Source organism: Leptolyngbya subtilissima AS-A7 (genome assembly GCF_039962255.1).
In the GTDB taxonomy this organism is placed as follows: domain Bacteria; phylum Cyanobacteriota; class Cyanobacteriia; order Phormidesmidales; family Phormidesmidaceae; genus Nodosilinea.
In genome coordinates this window covers 12,559-29,400 of the sequence record NZ_JAMPKY010000009.1, presented here as the reverse complement: position 1 = coordinate 29,400, position 16,842 = coordinate 12,559, and the positions used below count along the sequence as shown (strand labels likewise).

The 16,842-nt window shown below is 54.5% G+C and carries 19 protein-coding genes and 1 other RNA gene; 10 read left to right on the top strand and 10 right to left on the bottom strand.

Annotated elements, in window-relative coordinates:
- The first annotated feature begins 141 nt into the window (after nt 1-141).
- From NC979_RS18635 to NC979_RS18625, 3 genes are all read left to right on the top strand, one after another.
- Nucleotides 142-501: a hypothetical protein gene (locus NC979_RS18635; protein WP_190516363.1), complete on the top strand. Its 360-nt coding sequence runs from the start codon at nt 142-144 to the stop codon at nt 499-501.
- Nucleotides 502-988: 487 nt separating this feature from the next.
- Entirely contained in the window at nt 989-1,531 is a 543-nt protein-coding gene (locus NC979_RS18630) for a DUF4383 domain-containing protein (protein WP_348253801.1), read from the top strand.
- 197 nt (nt 1,532-1,728) lie between these two features.
- Nucleotides 1,729-1,941: a hypervirulence associated TUDOR domain-containing protein gene (locus NC979_RS18625; RefSeq protein ID WP_190516358.1), complete on the top strand. Its 213-nt coding sequence runs from the start codon at nt 1,729-1,731 to the stop codon at nt 1,939-1,941.
- A 145-nt stretch (nt 1,942-2,086) separates the two neighbouring features.
- Here NC979_RS18625 and NC979_RS18620 read toward each other — a convergent pair whose 3' ends face one another.
- The 4 genes from NC979_RS18620 to NC979_RS18605 form a co-directional block, all read right to left on the bottom strand.
- The gene (locus tag NC979_RS18620) at nt 2,087-2,434 is read right to left on the bottom strand and encodes a carbon dioxide-concentrating mechanism protein CcmK (protein WP_190516356.1); all 348 of its coding nucleotides are present in this window, start codon (nt 2,432-2,434) and stop codon (nt 2,087-2,089) included.
- Between the two features lie 119 nt (nt 2,435-2,553).
- Nucleotides 2,554-2,865: a BMC domain-containing protein gene (locus tag NC979_RS18615; RefSeq protein ID WP_190516354.1), complete on the bottom strand. Its 312-nt coding sequence runs from the start codon at nt 2,863-2,865 to the stop codon at nt 2,554-2,556.
- A 53-nt stretch (nt 2,866-2,918) separates the two neighbouring features.
- A complete protein-coding gene (locus NC979_RS18610; RefSeq protein ID WP_190516352.1) occupies nt 2,919-3,506 on the bottom strand; it encodes a hypothetical protein in 588 nt (195 codons plus the stop codon).
- A 42-nt stretch (nt 3,507-3,548) separates the two neighbouring features.
- Complete coding sequence (locus NC979_RS18605) at nt 3,549-4,472, bottom strand: nucleoside hydrolase (RefSeq protein WP_190516349.1); 924 nt, start codon at nt 4,470-4,472, stop codon at nt 3,549-3,551.
- Between the two features lie 122 nt (nt 4,473-4,594).
- On the opposite strand from NC979_RS18605, the gene NC979_RS18600 reads away from it, so the two are divergent.
- Complete coding sequence (locus NC979_RS18600; protein WP_242023907.1) at nt 4,595-5,575, top strand: S-layer homology domain-containing protein; 981 nt, start codon at nt 4,595-4,597, stop codon at nt 5,573-5,575.
- Between the two features lie 110 nt (nt 5,576-5,685).
- Here the strand turns inward: NC979_RS18600 and NC979_RS18595 are convergent, their stop codons facing one another.
- Complete coding sequence (locus NC979_RS18595; RefSeq protein ID WP_190516347.1) at nt 5,686-6,006, bottom strand: TMEM14 family protein; 321 nt, start codon at nt 6,004-6,006, stop codon at nt 5,686-5,688.
- Between the two features lie 522 nt (nt 6,007-6,528).
- Here NC979_RS18595 and NC979_RS18590 point away from each other — a divergent pair.
- Nucleotides 6,529-7,548, top strand: coding sequence for a glycosyltransferase family 2 protein (locus NC979_RS18590; protein WP_190516344.1), 1,020 nt, complete (start codon nt 6,529-6,531; stop codon nt 7,546-7,548).
- 557 nt (nt 7,549-8,105) lie between these two features.
- Here the strand turns inward: NC979_RS18590 and psaK are convergent.
- Nucleotides 8,106-8,381, bottom strand: a complete 276-nt coding sequence (gene psaK / locus NC979_RS18585; RefSeq protein ID WP_190516342.1) for a photosystem I reaction center subunit PsaK — start codon at nt 8,379-8,381, stop codon at nt 8,106-8,108.
- 231 nt (nt 8,382-8,612) lie between these two features.
- Here psaK and NC979_RS18580 point away from each other — a divergent pair, with 231 nt between their 5' ends.
- The 4 genes from NC979_RS18580 to thiD all read left to right on the top strand — a co-directional run bounded on the left by NC979_RS18580 (nt 8,613) and on the right by thiD (nt 12,464).
- Nucleotides 8,613-9,041 carry a hypothetical protein gene (locus tag NC979_RS18580; RefSeq protein ID WP_190516340.1) on the top strand — a complete coding sequence of 143 codons (429 nt, stop codon included), beginning with the start codon at nt 8,613-8,615 and terminating at the stop codon, nt 9,039-9,041.
- Between the two features lie 99 nt (nt 9,042-9,140).
- Nucleotides 9,141-10,001, top strand: coding sequence for an FtsQ-type POTRA domain-containing protein (locus tag NC979_RS18575; protein WP_190516338.1), 861 nt, complete (start codon nt 9,141-9,143; stop codon nt 9,999-10,001).
- A 313-nt stretch (nt 10,002-10,314) separates the two neighbouring features.
- A complete protein-coding gene (gene ftsZ / locus NC979_RS18570; protein WP_278002559.1) occupies nt 10,315-11,646 on the top strand; it encodes a cell division protein FtsZ in 1,332 nt (443 codons plus the stop codon).
- A 2-nt stretch (nt 11,647-11,648) separates the two neighbouring features.
- Nucleotides 11,649-12,464: a bifunctional hydroxymethylpyrimidine kinase/phosphomethylpyrimidine kinase gene (thiD, locus tag NC979_RS18565; protein ID WP_190516335.1), complete on the top strand. Its 816-nt coding sequence runs from the start codon at nt 11,649-11,651 to the stop codon at nt 12,462-12,464.
- Between the two features lie 160 nt (nt 12,465-12,624).
- On the opposite strand, the gene NC979_RS18560 is transcribed toward thiD, so the two are convergent.
- The 3 genes from NC979_RS18560 to ffs all read right to left on the bottom strand — a co-directional run bounded on the left by NC979_RS18560 (nt 12,625) and on the right by ffs (nt 13,840).
- A complete protein-coding gene (locus NC979_RS18560) occupies nt 12,625-13,155 on the bottom strand; it encodes a hypothetical protein (protein ID WP_190516333.1) in 531 nt (176 codons plus the stop codon).
- 4 nt (nt 13,156-13,159) lie between these two features.
- A complete protein-coding gene (locus tag NC979_RS18555; RefSeq protein WP_190516331.1) occupies nt 13,160-13,531 on the bottom strand; it encodes a phasin family protein in 372 nt (123 codons plus the stop codon).
- A gap of 212 nt (nt 13,532-13,743) precedes the next feature.
- Nucleotides 13,744-13,840, bottom strand: an RNA gene (gene ffs, locus NC979_RS18550) — signal recognition particle sRNA small type.
- Nucleotides 13,841-13,864: 24 nt separating this feature from the next.
- On the opposite strand from ffs, the gene NC979_RS18545 reads away from it, so the two are divergent.
- Nucleotides 13,865-14,455 carry an HD domain-containing protein gene (locus NC979_RS18545; protein WP_190516330.1) on the top strand — a complete coding sequence of 197 codons (591 nt, stop codon included), beginning with the start codon at nt 13,865-13,867 and terminating at the stop codon, nt 14,453-14,455.
- A gap of 106 nt (nt 14,456-14,561) precedes the next feature.
- Here NC979_RS18545 and NC979_RS18540 read toward each other — a convergent pair whose 3' ends face one another.
- The gene (locus NC979_RS18540; RefSeq protein ID WP_190516328.1) at nt 14,562-16,088 is read right to left on the bottom strand and encodes a YifB family Mg chelatase-like AAA ATPase; all 1,527 of its coding nucleotides are present in this window, start codon (nt 16,086-16,088) and stop codon (nt 14,562-14,564) included.
- Nucleotides 16,089-16,842: the final 754 nt, after the last annotated feature.

Below are 16,842 nucleotides of genomic sequence, written 5' to 3'. Positions count from 1 at the left end.
ATTTAGCGATTTTTAACGCTTGTGAAGATATACCTTTTGAGCGATAAGCTTTCTAAGAGAGTTACCTAACGTGTCACTAGAGGTTCAGCAAGCAGTTCGCTTACTGACTCGCAGTATTGAGTGAATATTAGGTAATTTGTGATGAAAAATATTTTTGGTGCTTTAAAGGAAATGCTCGGCCGCATTTACTGGAAGCAGTTTGCGGTGGCTTGCTCTGCCGTGGTTATTCTGCTAACCGCTAATGGCGTCAAAGCTGAGCAAAATACTGGCAATCGCGCTTATTCTAATGAACTGCCACCCACCCAAGAGGTCGGTCGCCCCCGCACCATGGGTCAGTGGGAAGCTGAGAAAGACTCGCTGGAAGGCCAACCTGGCAAAAGAATCAAGCGCATCGCTGAAGAGTCGGCTGATGCGGTTAAAGATATGGCCGGCATCTACCCCCAAAACGCTAGGACTCTGACGCCTGGAGTAGACAATGGCGAGTTGCCTAACGACGACTAATCGTTAGCCATATTAGTCATCTAGGTTTTAGTTGAGCCATCGTGCTCCGTTGAGGTTTCTTAGCGGAGCACGATGAGTTTGTAAGAGCAAATTTGATACACCTCAGAATTCTGAAACTGAAGCAATTTTTGTTCTTCAGATTTATTTAGAAGTCATGGAGCAAAGATTTGGGAAGTTCGAGAATCCCTATTCTGCGATCGCTAAGAGCGTTTATATTGTTTATTCCTACGATAGTTGAGCAGATGAGGAAAGGCTAGATGCGATCACTATCCTTGCAAAACTAGCTGAATTCCGCTCCTACACTGGTGTTTTTTGTTTGCAGCGGTAGAAAATATCCTTAAAAAATGCTGTGATAGGAAGTTAACTACCACCAAAGAACTCACTCTATCCAATGACCTACCAACAACTATTTCTCTTTAGAGAGGCTCAAACCCACCAAACTCTTTAAAGTCTAGTTAATTGTTGCGGGTTCACTCCCAGATAGGTAGTGACAGGCCTTACCAAGCTGCTGCAAGCTTATCCAAAACTGTTATCTGACGTTTACCTTAGAGGTATCATGAAAGCTGCACAAAGATTTGCATTGATTATCGGCATATTCTACCTAACCATAGGTATTCTGGGCTTCATTCCTGCCCTAGTCTCCCAGTCTGGCGCTATGCCCCCTTCGATTGAGAAGCTAGGCGTCGTTTCTGGATTTGGCTACTTGATGGGTCTATTTCCAATTAATACGCCTCACAATATTATTCACCTTGTCACAGGCTTGTTGGGAATCGTTGCTTCTATTGCGTTAGATAGCTCTCGTCTATTCTCTGGGCAATTGGGTATCTACTACACTACCCTGGCTGTCCTAGGTCTAGTACCGGTTGCCAATACTTTCTTCGGACTTTTTCCACTCTATGGAGCCGACGTTTTTCTACACGGGTTAACGGGCGCACTGGGTATTTATTTCGGCTTTTTTGCTACTCCCTCCCTGCTAAGCCTGTTTAAGAAAGAGCTGAAGGAAGACGCCACTTCTGGCGAAGTTCTATAGCCAACGCTTAATTAGTAGATGAACCGACCTGCTTGAGATTTAGGCTGTTGGAAGATGGTTTAACTTCCACTGCATCTAGCTCAAGCAGGCTGGACTGCAATTAGCCCTTCAAAATCAATTCAGCTCAGGCTGGCCTGCTGCCATCACACCGGCAGTATGACTAGATGCTGAGTAATAGATGAGTTCAAGTGATCGTCATGGAACAAGCTTTCAAAAAAGGAGACAAAGTTTCTTGGAGTACAGCTCAGGGAAAAACGGTGGGTACGATAGTCGAAAAGCTAACATCTCGTACCGAAATTAAGGGTCACACCGTTGCTGCATCTAAGGAAAATCCCCAGTATCTGGTAGAAAGCGAAAAAACCGGTAGCCATGCAGCTCACAAGCCAGAGGCTTTGACAAAAGAAGACTAGTTATCCTCGCTAGAACTACGGAGCACAAAAAACATGCCCGCTCAAGAAATTAACTTTCTTGAGCGGGCATGTTTTTGCCAATGGCTTTAGGGTGATCTCTAAATGATCTGAATAGATCATTTAGTAGAACCGGCAACAAGTAGCCCTAGCGACCGGTAGAGCCGGGCAAAATGGGTTGCTCGACAGCCTGGCGGAAGATTTCGGTCTCATCGTTAAATTCAATCGGCAGTACGGCCACCACGTTTTCGTGGGGACGGGGGATGATCACCCAGGTTTCGAGAATGCCACCGGGGGTTTTTTCAGCGGCTTCTACCCCAGCGGCCATGGCGGCCTTAACTTCGGAGACATCACCACGAATGTTGATGGCGAAGCGGGCACTACCGGCACGGATGTAGCCAATGAGCGTAACGCGCCCCGCTTTTACCATCGCATCTGCGGCGGCAAGCACCGGGGGAAACCCTCTGGTTTCGAGCGACCCGACGGCTTGTGGCATGGTTGTACTCCTGAGAAAGTTTTGCAGGTAAAAAATTCAACCTTCATTGTACGGGGCGGTGGTAGCGATCGCGCCGTGTCGAATTATTAAAGACTGTGGGGGGGTTGTAATAGTAGACCTTATACCCGGAAGGATTCTGAGGCCGAAGTAAACCCAATGGGCAGAATCGCGTCGATGTTGTCGGTGGGGTTAGGGATGATCACGTGAGAAGTGACTTCGGCCAGGTTAGGGCAGGCTTTGGCTGCGATCAGCCCGGCTTCCATAGCGCGCTTGACCTCGGCCACTAGGCCACGAATCACCACAAACTGCCGCCCACTCTCGGAGCGATCTTGCACCGAGACGGTGACGTTGGCCGCTTTGACCATGGCATCGGCGGCGGCCAGCACTGCGGGAAAGGTTTGGGTTTCAATGACGCCGACGGCAATGGCCATAGGGGGTGCTCCTAAAGTTGTGGTTGAGCGCTGCTCGATGCTCAACTATAACTTTATACCTTGATGCCGCTGGGTTCTCCGGCGGTGGCGATGATGCGATCGCACCCCGACTCTGGCTTTGCCCAGTCGCAGTGGCAGTCTTTGGGATCGCCCCAGCACAGGCTGAGATACAGCTCATCTCGTGTGGCGGATAGCTCGGCCCATTCACTGGCGGCAATCAGCTGTTCTACCGCCTCTGGGGTAGTGGGTTGGGGCTGATTGCCAGCCATCCACAGGCGCAAGCCAGCGATGGATTGTCGCCAAAACTCGACTATGGCTGGCTTTGCCCCCACTAGAGCCAACTTGTCGGCAGGAATAGCGATCAGCTGGGGATGCAGTTCGGGCACCCGCAGGCTGCGGCCCTGAAACCGGCAGGTGTACCACATCAGACCCGACACCCCGTGCTCGTGCTGGTAATCGTGAATTTGGGCGCGAAAGTCTTGAATGGCAAATACTTTGCTCAGCTTGTCTGCTCCGATCGCCTTCGAAAGCACCGGATTGTCAATGCGATCGGCGGAAGACAGCACCACCCGCTCGCCCTTCCAGGTGGCGCGAAGTTCCTGATCGAGAAAGTCCAGGAGTTGTTCGGTGGTGTAAGCCATAGGGCTATCTTATCAAGCGAGCTGGGGGAGTTTTGTGCCCGACTATAGTTTCCCAAGGCGTTCTGTCAAAAGTGCATAGATACCGTCGGCATTAGCAGTTTCGATGACGGTGGCGTTGGGAGTCAGGTGCCCATTGGCCACGGTGCGCCCTAGGCAAAGGGTGCCTTCGGTTTCAATCGCCAGGTGCATGGGCCGACCGGTAAAGAGCTCGGGGTGCAGCAGATAGGCGATCACACAGGGGTCGTGGAGGGGGGGCGCGGTTAGCCCATGACGTTCAACATCTAGCTGGCCGTAGTAGCGCAGCATGCCCACAGCGGCTTTGCTCACGGGGGTGCCCAGGGCCTCAAGCGCTGCCAGGCGATCGGGAGTGGTTACAACTTGGTGAGTGACATCCAAGCCGATCATGGTCAGGGGCAGACCGGCCTCTACGACTACGTTGGCCGCATGGGGATCGACGTAGATATTGAACTCAGCGGCGGGGGTAATGTTGCCGTTTCCCAAAGCTCCACCCATCATCACCACCTGGTCAATGCCTTGGGCAATCTCGGGGCACTGGATCAGTGCTACCGCTAGATTGGTGAGCGGGCCGAGGGTAGCTAGGGTAATGGGCGTCGAGGTCGTGGTGAATTGTTCAATCAGAAACGCGACGGCATGTTGAGATTGCAGCGGCAGAGTGGGTTCGAGTAGATCGGCCCCCTGCAAACCCGTTGCGCCGTGGATGTCTTCGGCGGTGGTGAGCGATCGCAATAGTGGCCTAGGACACCCCGCATACACCGGCACGTCAGTACGTTGAGCCAGGTGGCAGATGCGGCGAGCGTTGGCCTGGGTGAGCGCCAGCGGCACGTTGCCCGCCACAGTAGTGATACCCAACAGCTCGAACTCAGCAGGGCTAGCGAAAGCGAGAAGGAGGGCGATCGCATCATCAACCCCAGGGTCGCAGTCAATAATGATGGGTCGGGGCGGCATAGACAGGTTCCAAGCGGGGTTCTACAGGGGTGGCACAGCGTAGCCAGCAGAGGCCGCGGGTGCTGTCCTAAAATACGCTGTGTAGGTACTGCATCAATTCCCCCGCTAAGGAGGTTGCCCCCTTGTCTGCTGCGCTGCGTCTCACGATCATGGTATCTGGGCTGAGTCTGCTACTGGTCGCCGGTTGTGCGGGCAGTCCCCTAGAACAGTCTCTAGAGGCCGATCCGCAACTACAAGATCGGCCCGTATTCAACGGCGAAGAGCCCGAGACCCCTGCTGAAGCAGAGGCCGAACCCGATCCGGCCGAGACAGCCGCCGAGATCCCTACTTCCACTGAGGCCGAACCCACCGAACCAAAACCCTCACCTGAGGACAGCGCCGCGACCCTAGCCGAAGTGCCCGAAGACCTACGCCCCTATGTGCAAAACTGGCTAGACCTTGGCATTGTCGAGTCAGCACGGTCAACAGCCGGTGGCACCCCCGTAGAGCTCGAATTTGCCCCTAACCAGACTATTACGCGGGGTGAGTTCGCTCACTGGCTACTCACTGCTAACAACAGATTTTATAAAGATGTACCAGCCAAGCGCATGCGCGCCGCCGCCGCTGGCACTGCCCCCGCTTTTCAAGATGTGCCTGCTTCGCACCCCTACTTTGCCGCCATTCAAGGGTTAGCCGAAGCGGGAATTATTCCCAGTGCCAAGACCGGCAATGCCACAGCTGTCACCTTTCGGCCCGATGCGCCCCTTACCCGCGAAACCCTCGTGCTGTGGAAGGTGCCTCTAGATTCTCGTGCGCCGTTGCCAACTGCGGCGGCCGACACGGTTGCTACCACCTGGGGCTTTCAGGATGCCGCTAAGATTGAGCCGTTGGCGATGCGAGCGGTGTTGGCCGACCACCAAAACGGCGATTTCGCCAATATTCGCCGTGCTTTTGGCTATACCACCCTTTTTCAGCCCCAAAAGGGCGTTACCCAGGCTGAGGCCGCTGCTGCCCTGTGGCGATTTGGCAACCAAACCGAAGGTATTTCTGCCGAAGACCTGCTAAAACAATCTTCCACTGAGTCAAGTTCCCCAGAACCGGCCAATTCTACAAACTCGCCTTAATTTCCTAAATCATTTACCTGTTGAAGCAAGGGTTCTCATCCACCCTTTCTCCTTTCTCGGAAAGGCTACGCAGTTGCAAGGTCAGGATAATTTCAACTACTCACCACTCCCTAAACAACGCCGAACAGCGAAAGCCCCATCCCCATAAACGCCAGCACCCCTGCCACAATCATGATGGCGGCGGGCATGGCTTTGCGAGTCTGCATCCAGCGGCGAACGAAGATAAATACTAGGGCTACCGTGACTCCCATAGCCATCCCGGCCCCGCCAGCAGAACCAGCCTGCCATAGCCAAGCTCCGGTCAGCAGCAGAACGGCGCTCACCAAACCAGTAACCAAGGACACATGACTGCGGGCTTGGGCATAGCCCGTCAGACCGCCGATCGCAGAAAGGGCAGCATAGGCGATCGCACAGAGAACTCCGGTGGGCATGGCAGCTTGCACAGTAAGAACACTTCCAGGCTAGCTAGGTTTTTGCTGCCGCACAACCCTAGCAGGCAGGTGTATTGAGGGAGGCGATCGCCACAATTGTGGCCAGGTTTTAAGCAACTAGCCATGTATTAAGCAACACATCTCTCTTGTACTGGTTAACACTTCGAGCTCTATCCAGAAACCAACTCCTTGCGTCCTAGCCTCAGTTTTGCTACCTCTCTAGAAATAGAGATTGGAAATAAGCAGCCTTCGTAAAAAGCATTACAAGAAAATCATGAAGAGGTGAATTTTTTCATGATTCCTGCAAAATGACTGTGATGGTTTTCCCACCATAAAGTGCTTTAATTTACTAAAAGCTCTATAAAATAGACTTCTTAGACCTTCCCGAAGTCGCTCAAGACATCACCAAAGACATTTACTCTTTCTCAGAGATGCTCTACTTCGAGAAAAGTTGGCGGTTAATTCCCTACGTAGTCATATTTTTCGCAGAGCTCAGCACTTATTCTTAGGCATAATTGGTTCATGAGTTTTAGCCCAGGTCATGCATCAAGACCCAGTATTTCTATCATCATCCCTGTGTATAACGGTGGTGAAAGCTTCCGCCGCTGCCTCGATAGCCTGAGACAATCGAGTTGGCAGCCTGACGAGGTGATTGTGGTTGCCGACGGCGACACCGACGGTTCATGGGAAGTGGCCAAAGCGTTTGGGGCTAAGGTATTTCGCTACGACTCGGCAGGTGGACCAGCCCGCGCCCGCAACCGAGGGGCATCGATGGCCCAGGGAGACATTCTGTTTTTTATCGATGCCGATGTCACCGTTGGTCAAGACACCATTCTCAACGTCGAAATTGCCTTTCAAAAAGACGTTAACCTAGCGGCGCTGATTGGCTCCTACGATGACCAGCCAGGGGCCTCTAACTTCCTGTCGCAGTACAAAAACCTGCTTCACCACTACACCCACCAGGTATCGTCCGAAAAGGCTTCAACCTTTTGGGGGGCCTGCGGAGCCGTTCGCACCGAGGCATTTCACGCCGTGGGCGGGTTTGACGAGCGCTACGTCAGACCCTGTGTCGAAGACATTGAACTGGGTTACCGGCTGCGGCGGGCAGGCTACACCATTCGCCTGTGCAAGCACATTCAGGTCAAGCACCTGAAATGTTGGAAGCCCGTTTCACTGCTGCGGGCCGAAATTTTCTACCGCGCCCTGCCTTGGGCAGAGCTAATTCTTAGCCAGGGTCAGCCGATGAATGACCTCAATCTAGACCGCACTAGCCGACTGAGTGTGGTGCTCAGCTTTGCGGCGCTAGGGTGCCTGCTGGGCGGAGTGATTGAGCCCTTTTTGTGGATTGTTGCGATCGCTATTATGCTTGGGCTGCTGGTCATCAATCAGCGGGTTTATCGCTTCTTTTGGCATAAGCGCGGGCCGCTCTTTGCCTTGCGGGCAATCCCTTGGCACTGGTTCTATTTTCTCTACGGCGGTGCCGCCTTCGCCTACAGTTTCGCAACCTATCGGTTTCGGCAATTTTCTACCCTCGCCGACTAGCCAGCCATCTCTTCTAATTTTATTCAATGTAGGCCCTCCAATTTTGTTGGTGGGCCTCCTGCTTTCACTAGGGGCGACCGCGCCATACTCTAGAGCAAGTCAAAGTCGAGCCGCTGGGGTTTTATTGAAGTTGCTAACCTAACCATGGGCTCGCTACGTGCTCTCTGGCGGTAGCCTCTTGGTCCCTCAAATCCATTCGCTATCCTGGCATCGACGCTTAATCCCGTGACACCGATCCTCAACCTCTAGATCAGCCCGACACGCTTGGGCAGAACGTCAGAAGAGCCTAGAGGCCGATGCCTAACCAGCGTGTTTAAACCGGCGTGTAGCGAGCCTAGAGAATTGCTAGGGCAGACTATCTGACCCGACTCCTGGCAGTAGTTGCACCTAGGTCACTTAACTGTGCACCAAGTGCTTGCTGAGGGCGATCGCACTCTTTGCACTGACCTCTAAATCTCTCTGTCATTGCCCACAGTGAGCTTGCCTAGCCCTAAAACAAATCCCCAGAAACGTTGTTCTAACCTTCCTGGGGATATAAAGAGCTAGCTCAAGCTGGCCTAGAGAACACCCAGGTTCGCCAGGCCCAAAATTACCCCGGTTCCAATCAGATGGCCAAAGCTGGCGCTGGCCAGCACTGCCGGCAGGCCAAGGTTGCCAAACAGCGCACCGCCGGGCATTGCCGGCGGTGCGCTAGGGTATTTAATCCTGAGTCTGCCAATGACAAGGGCCAAAATATTACAGAGAATCATCACGACGGCCACCTTAGGGCTCCAGTCGGGCGTATGCGGAACCGCAGCTAAAATTGGTAGGAATGCCAATGTACCAGCCTCCATAAATGCAGTGGAACGGCAAATCAATTGCCTAGGCCCACTTTTTCATGGAGCCAGGAAGTTCTGTCAGCAGCTGTTGCAAGACTTTACAATTTATAGGACAGGTGCTTAGGTTGAGCCGGGAGAATTGCTGAAAGTCACTGCGCTAACTTTTGCTTTCCCTAATGCCCTGGTCGCAGGCCTCACCCCAGGTCTGTTGGACCGTCTGCTAACCCGCGAGGTAAACACAATTTTATGGAACGAGGACTTCTGTGGCTGCCCCTGCTGGCGGTGTTTATCGGCTTGGCCTGGGCGGGCTGGCACGAGTTTCAAAAGGTGCAGGCCTACGAAGCTTGGGCTACTGGGTTCGATCGCAGCAAATACGACATTCGCTCGATGCTAGGGCAGCGGGGTGATGAGCTCACCTGGGGCCGCCCCACCCGCCAGGGGCCTGTTGACCTGACCACGCTGTCACTTCAGCAGGTGACTACCCTCCAGCTCGAAATCAATGGAGAAATGGTGCCCATCGACCAGACTAGCTTCACAGGTAAATCAGTAGAGCTAACTTTGGCCACTGCCAGCGGCGAAACCTACCGAATTCCCTTTACCGACGGCGATTTAGCTCGCCGTTGGGAAAAAGCGTTGCATCAATCACTTCAGGCGCTAAAATCGGCATCAGCTTAACGGCAGCTGGGCATTAGCGGGGGTCTGAGCCCTTTCTAACCCTTGAGCTGTCTGCGGCAGATCCGATCGCCGGGCTTCCTAGCTCCCACCCCCGATGCCATGACCCGTGTTTCCTCCCTGTCTCGTGATGAACTCAAGACCCGGCGAAAAAGTCTCCGCCGGCGGCGGCGTGTTTCGATCAGCCAGGCACTCTGGCGATTTTGGGCGCTTTCGGGGCTGACAGCCGCCATTTTTTGGGGGGCTACGCGTCCGGTATGGCTGATTAACAGTCCCGCTCAAATTAATGTGACGGGCAACGAACTGCTCAGCGACGAAATGGTGCAAAGCCTGATGCCGCTGACCTACCCTCAGCCTTTGATGAAGGTGGAGCCAGAGGTGCTGGCTCGACAACTGCGCGATCGCGCCCCCATTACTACCGCAGAAGTCACCCGTCAGATCTTACCACCGCGCCTCAACGTCAAGGTGCAGGAGCGGGTGCCCGTAGCGGTGGTGCTGCCCGTAGGCAAAGCCGACGGTAGCGACACTCAATATCTCCAAGCCGGGTTTCTCGACGCCCACGGAGCTTGGATGCCCCTAGCCAGCTTTGGTTTGGGCAGCGCCTCACCGCAGCTGCCCACTCTCCAACTGCGAGGCATTCAGCCCCACTACCAACGCTACTGGCCGCAGATCTATGAAACCATCGTTGGCAGCCCGGTAGCTATTACCGAAATTGACTGGCACGATCCCAACAACCTAGTGCTTGAGACGGCGCTGGGCACGGTCTACCTAGGCCCTTATAGCCCAGAGCTAGAGCAGCAGCTGGCCACCCTCGACAAAATGCGCAATCTGCCCGGCCAGCTGTCCGAGTCTGAGGTAGCCCGCATCGACCTCAGCAATCCCGACGCTCCCTCGATCGCCGTAGTCGACACCGCCGATCCAAAGGCAAGCTCAGCGCAGACAGACTCTGACGCTAGTCCATAAACCGCTGAGGATACCTAGTTTCCTAAAACGCTACTGCATTTGAATAGATATGCATCCTGCATCCAAATAGATATGCATCCTGCGTCTGAATAGAGATATATAAAGGATGACGCTATTGACGCAAAGGGGCTCATTTTTCTGATTTCAATGGTTAAATCAAGTAGTTTAAGACTTGCCAAGGCAGTTTGGTTTTTTCCAATGAAGTACTCTATAGTTGTCTAGCATCAGCCAGGGTTTAGATCTTTAGGGCTTAGATGTTATCTTCGGTTATCTAGTACGGGTAATTACTATATTGTCTACGGCCTTCAACTCTATGACCCCCGACAACCCCCACGGCAATGGTGCTGGCCACAGCAACGCTGACTACGAGTCTTACTCGACTCATCAGGCTGAGACTGCAACCTCTGACCTGGTTCCGGCGGCCGATGCTGTGACCGCCTTCGCTGGCCCGTCTAACCCGTTTAGCCACGGCGAGCTTAACTCCAGTCAACCCCACAATGCCAGAGCTATGCCCGGAGAAACGTACACCAAAAACACGGCTTTGCCCAGCAGCGTCGCCCGCATCAAGGTAATTGGGGTCGGCGGTGGCGGCTGTAACGCCGTCAATCGCATGATTAGCAGCGGCCTGTCGGGGATTGAATTTTGGTCCATTAACACCGATGCCCAGGCCCTCGACAACACCACCCAGACCAACAGCCTGCACATCGGTCAAAAGTTGACCCGTGGGCTCGGCGCTGGGGGTAACCCCGCCATTGGCCAAAAGGCGGCCGAAGAATCTCGGGAAGAAATTTCCGCAGCCCTAGAAGAGTCTGACCTGGTGTTTATCACCGCCGGCATGGGGGGCGGCACGGGCACAGGGGCGGCGCCCATTGTGGCCGAGGTAGCCAAGGAAGCCGGAGCGCTGACCGTTGGCGTGGTCACTCGCCCTTTTACTTTTGAGGGACGCCGTCGCATGAACCAGGCCGATGAGGGCATTGCTGCCCTTCAAGGTCGGGTTGACACGCTGATTATTATTCCTAATGACAAGCTGCTATCCGTCATCTCTGAGCAGACCCCGGTGCAGGAAGCCTTTCGCACTGCCGACGACATTCTGCGCCAGGGCGTGCAGGGTATCTCTGACATTATTACGATCCCCGGTTTAGTCAATGTTGACTTTGCTGATGTGCGGGCCATTATGGCCGACGCGGGCACGGCCCTGATGGGCATTGGCATGGGTTCAGGTAAGTCACGGGCGCGGGAAGCCGCGATCGCGGCGATCTCTTCTCCCCTGCTAGAGTCGTCCATCGATGGGGCCTCCGGAGCCGTATTCAACATCACTGGAGGGTCCGATCTAACCCTCCACGAAGTCAACGCCGCCGCCGAGATTATCTACGAAGGGGTCGATCCCAACGCCAACATCATCTTTGGTGCGGTCATCGACGAGCGCATGCAGGGCGAAGTCTGCATCACGGTGATTGCCACCGGCTTTAACACCCGTGCCGGAGCCCAGCCCGAGATTGAGGTAGCCCGCGTTACGCCTTTTAAGCGCACCCTGGCCACACCGCCGCCCGCCACGCCACCCGCCAACAGTGGTGGCGGCGGTTTGGGGGCCGGACTAGATATCCCCGAGTTTCTGCAGCGGCGGCGGCCTAACGGCAACCGCTAGCCATGACGATGACGCCTACCTGGCCTGCGGCTCTAACCGTTGCCGGTTCTGACAGCGGCGGTGGGGCTGGCATTCAGGCCGACCTGCGCACCTTTGCCTTTCACCTAGTCCACGGCACCAGTGCCCTGACCTGTGTGACTGCCCAAAACACTGTGGGAGTCATGCGGGTTGACGCTTTGCCGCCCGAAGCTGTGGTAGCCCAGATTGAAGCAGTGACCAGTGACATCGCCGTGCAGGCAGTCAAAACCGGCATGCTGCTCAACCAGGAGATTATTCAGGCAGTTGCGCTGGCGTTAAAAGCGTTGCCCAACACAACTCCGGTAGTTTTGGATCCGGTAATGGTGTCACGCACGGGCGCGCAATTAATTGACGACGATGCGATCGCTACCCTGACCCGCCACCTAATACCCCAAGCCCGCGTTCTGACCCCAAACCGCTATGAGGCCCAGTTGCTCAGTGGTTTAGCCATCACTACCCTGGCCGATATGGAGGCAGCAGCCCGCCAGATCTACCAGCTTGGCCCCCAGGCCGTTTTGGTAAAAGGAGGTGGCATGATGGATGCTCTACGCAGTACCGATGTCTGGTTTGACGGCAGCGAGATGGTGGTTTTAGAGGCCGAGGTCGTAGAAACAAAACATACCCACGGCACCGGCTGCACGCTATCAGCGGCGATCGCCGCCAACCTGGCCCTGGGCAAAGACCCACTGACCGCCGTTAAAGACGCCAAAAACTACGTCACCAACGCCCTCAAGCACGCCCTCGCGATCGGTAAAGGGCAAGGTCCTGTTGGTCACTTCTTTCCTCTGATATCTCAGTAGATGAGGCTTAGTAGTCTGCTAAGTCAACAGCGGCAGATTAGTGAGGGTTTAGGGTTCATGGTCTTCGGTTTAAGGCAGACCATAAACCGTACACCTTAAACCCTAGAGCTTGCTAACACCTAACTTAGTCAGGTGTTAGCCCAAACCCCGCCTTACTGACCTACTGATCTTGCGGTTGCGGCCAAACCGATTCCCAGTCAGAGCATTGACGTTCTTCTTCAGGGCCAAAGGGGTGCATAGCGCACACCAGCGTATTGCCGCCGTAGGACTGGCCGCAGAAATTACGACAGCCTACGCAGACCGGATAGTTTTGCAGCAGGGGTTCCACAGTACTGTTGAAGGGGCCAGAGACCTCTTCAAACCACTGGTCAATACCTGATAGCCCGGCTAACAGTGGCCCCAAAATTTCATTGAGCTCGTCAGCTACATCATCAATTTCAGCGTTGACCGTAACTCGAAACGGCTCTACTACATGGTTGAACTCGACTACAATGCGATCGATTTCGGGGTCAATGGCTTCTTGCACCTGCTCAGCCCATTGATCCGTCGTCTGCACTAGAGCGTCAGAAGCACTAGCTATCTGTTCGACTAGGTTATCAAGCCAACGCTCTGTATCCTCAGAGACCTGCTGGGTAAAGTCCTGCACAGCATTGCCAAAGGCATCAAACAATTGCTTAGACCAGTCATCCATAGGGCTAGTTGCTCGACTTTTGTTTCAAGGTTTCTAATTCTTGGCGCAGAGTAGCCACCTGCTCACGCAAGGCAGCAGTTTGGGCGTCGGTGGGGTTAGACAGAGGGGCGTCGTCATCCAAGATTTCAATGGGCCGGGGCTGCGGTAGGTTTTCGGTAGGGGAGGTTGCCCCATCTTGGGCGCGGTTGACCATCTCATTTACCAAGCGCTGGGCTTCCTCAGCCGTGATCTCGCCCCGCGCCACCAGTTCATTGACGATGCCCTGGGTCTGCTCGCGCAAATCTTTAAGGGTGTCGCCCGCTTTCTCACCGGCGTAGGAAGCGACCCCAACCCCTAGATAAAACGCCTTTTTCACCAAATCTCCAAAACCGGCCATAGTTGGCAGCCTCCCCATTGCTCTGTATACACTGCCAGCTTAGAGAAGACGCTGGCCCAATGACCAGGGGCAATGGCACGCTGTCTAAGGCGGAAAACCCCACCCCCTAGCCCTAGGCTAAGCAAAAGTAGCAAAAATGAGGATAGTCAGAAATCTTACGTTACTCTAGCGGCTTAAATGGTGTAGCGAAGTCCTACTTAAGCGCCAAACTAAAAGACCCGGAGTCCACGCCTGTCACAAGCATCCCGTAATGCTGCTACCTTCCGGTCCTGACATGATTTGGGCGTTGCGACCGCATGGGTCCGAGTCGTCTTTATTATAACACTTGCCTTCATGACCAACCAACGACTCCAGCAACAAATCGCCTTTGTGGTCGAAATCGACCGGCTCAAGCAGGTTTTGCGCCAAACCCAATTGATGGATGCCTCCCGCCGTGAGAACAGCGCCGAGCATTCCTGGCACCTGGCGATGATGGCCCTGGTGCTGGCAGAATATGCCCCCGCTGAGGTGGATATACAGCGGGCAATTCACCAGGTGCTAATTCATGACCTGGTGGAAATCGATGCAGGCGACACCTTCTGCTATGACGCGGTGGGGCATGACGGCAAGGCTGAGCGCGAGCAGCAGGCGGCCGATCGCATCTTTGGCCTGCTGCCAGGGGCGATCGCTCAAGACCTCCGCCAAATCTGGGACGAGTTCGAAGCCCAAGCCACCCCCACCGCCCGCTTTGCCGCCTCGCTGGATCGCATTCAACCCCTGCTGCACAACTGGCAAACCCAGGGCGGCACCTGGAAGCAGCACGGCATCAGCCGCTCCCAGGTGATGCAGCGCATGGCCCCAGTGGAAAAAGGTGCTCCAGAACTGTGGCCCTTTGTACTGGAGGTGATTGAGGAGTCCGTAGCGAAGGGGTATTTGACAGCTTGAAAGATGCTAGATGCAGAACGGATTTATCTACCCTACCGATGATTAGTTAAGGCAGTAACGAGCTTGTCGCCGAGATTGGCGCAGTCGCCGTGGGTGGCTTCATTGTTCACTGCATGCGATCGATGGTGCGGTATTGAATCGCCTCGGCGATGTGGTGGGTTTGCAGATCCTCAGCGCCATCCAAATCAGCGATGGTGCGGCCGACTTTGAGGATGCGATCCATGGCGCGGGCTGACAGCCCTAGCTGGCGTACAGCTCCTTCTAGCAGTGTTTTACTGGTATTATCCAGCGGGCACCAGTGCTTTAGGTGGCGGCTCTGCATATCGGCGTTGCATTGCAGACCAGGCTCGGTTTTGAAGCGATCGTGGGCGCGCTGGCGGGCAGCCAGTACGCGATCGCGTACTGGTTCCGACGCTTCCCCTGGCTGGTGCTGGGTCATCTCTTCGGGCTTGATGCGGCTGACCACCACCTGCAAATCGATCCGATCCATTAGGGGACCTGAGAGGCGCGACCAGTAGTTTTCGCGGCTGCGGGGGCTACAGGTACAGGGTTGCACCGAGTCACCGTAGAAGCCACAGGGGCAGGGATTGGTGCTGGCGATCAGGGTGAACTGAGCCGGGAAAACGACAGATTGGCGGGTGCGAGTAATGGTGACGTAGCCGTCTTCGAGGGGTTGGCGCAGATATTCCAGCACATCGCGCTTAAATTCCGTCAGCTCATCGAGAAAAAGGATCCCTCGGTGAGCCAGAGAGATTTCTCCCGGCTTGGGGTAGCTGCCACCGCCAACCAGGGATGGTCCGGAGGCAGAATGGTGGGGACTGCGAAAGGGGCGCGTATTCACCAGAGTCCCTTTCTCCTTTAATAGTCCAGCAACGGAGTGAATCTGGGTGACATCTAGGGCTTCTTCAAATTGCAGCGGTGGCAGAATGGAGGGTAGACGACGAGCCAGCATGGTTTTGCCACTGCCAGGAGGTCCGACGAAGATAAGATTATGGCCGCCTGCAGCGGCGATCTCCAGAGCACGGCGAGCTTGAGCCTGACCTTTCACATCTCGCAAATTCAGCGCGTTTGCAGTTGAGTTCATTGCTAGTTTGGTATCGACCACCACGGGGTTGTGGCCTGAGGGGTTGTTAAGGAAATCTGCAACTTCCGATAGGTGATTAAAGCTGTAGACCGTCAGCCCTGGCACTACGGCGGCCTCGCGCCCGTTGTCGGCGGGCACTACCAGGCAGCGAATACCAAGTTTTTGCGCTGCTGCTGCGATCGGCAGTACTCCGGCCACCGCCCGCAGGCTGCCATCGAGGGAGACTTCTCCCAAAAACAGCAGGTCGTTGAGGGCATCGGTGTTCACCTGTTCTGAGGCGGCGAGAATGCCAACGCTGATGGGCAGGTCAAAAATAGGGCCTTCTTTGCGAAGGTCGGCGGGGGTGAGGTTGATCACCACCTTGCGCATGGGAAAGGGAAAGCCAGCATTTTTAAGGGCGGCCTTGACCCGCTCGCGGGACTCTTGGACAGCGGTATCGGGCAGGCCTACAACAACTACACCAGGCAAGCCGCCCGAGATATCGACTTCGACCCCAACCTTGAGGGCATCGATGCCCACTAGCGCCGCGCTCCAGACCCTTGCCAACATGTTGTGTTATCCCCTGAGAGAGCCCTGATACTAGGGTTTAGGGTGCCCAGAGGGTGGGGTGCGATCGGCAGGCAAGAAGTGTCAACTGCAATTTGGCTGATTGCGCTCCCGTTGCTCAAGCCAGGTCTAACGGACTTCTGCCGCCTCTGCCGCCCCGACTTAATACATGGGTATATTGTGCTCAACAACCGACTAATTCCCTGCTTCAAGATCAACGACGTGTGGCTATTAGGCATTTATCGACAGAGGCACGGAGTATTGTAGCAACGTGCCCACTACGAATACCACGGGAATCTGTGAATTATTTTACCGCCCTCTTCTCGAAGAGTTCTACCAGGTGGCGTTTCGCAAAAAGGTCTATCAAATCGTCAGCGAAACAGCAGTTACCGGGTTAGCAGGAGAACGGCATCTTCTCTCCCAAAGGATTTCTACTCAATACCATCAAACTTAGACCTCCTTAAGGCTGAAGGATTGGCAACTGATGAATCTTTAACAAATTGAGGGCTATGCAACCTGTCTGTGTGTAGGTAATTACTCATTTATTAATTACTAAGGAATCATGTTGTTTTGTGATATACGGAGGAAAAAGAGGGCCGCATTCTTCTAAATAAAGCAAAATGAGCAGCAAAGGAATACATCATGAATGACGACAATTTGGCGTTGGTGAATAGAGATATGATTTTGCAGAACTTTGAACGAGTCCTCAGTATTTGCAGAATTCAGCTCATACCCTGAGTTAGCAACGCCTTAGTGC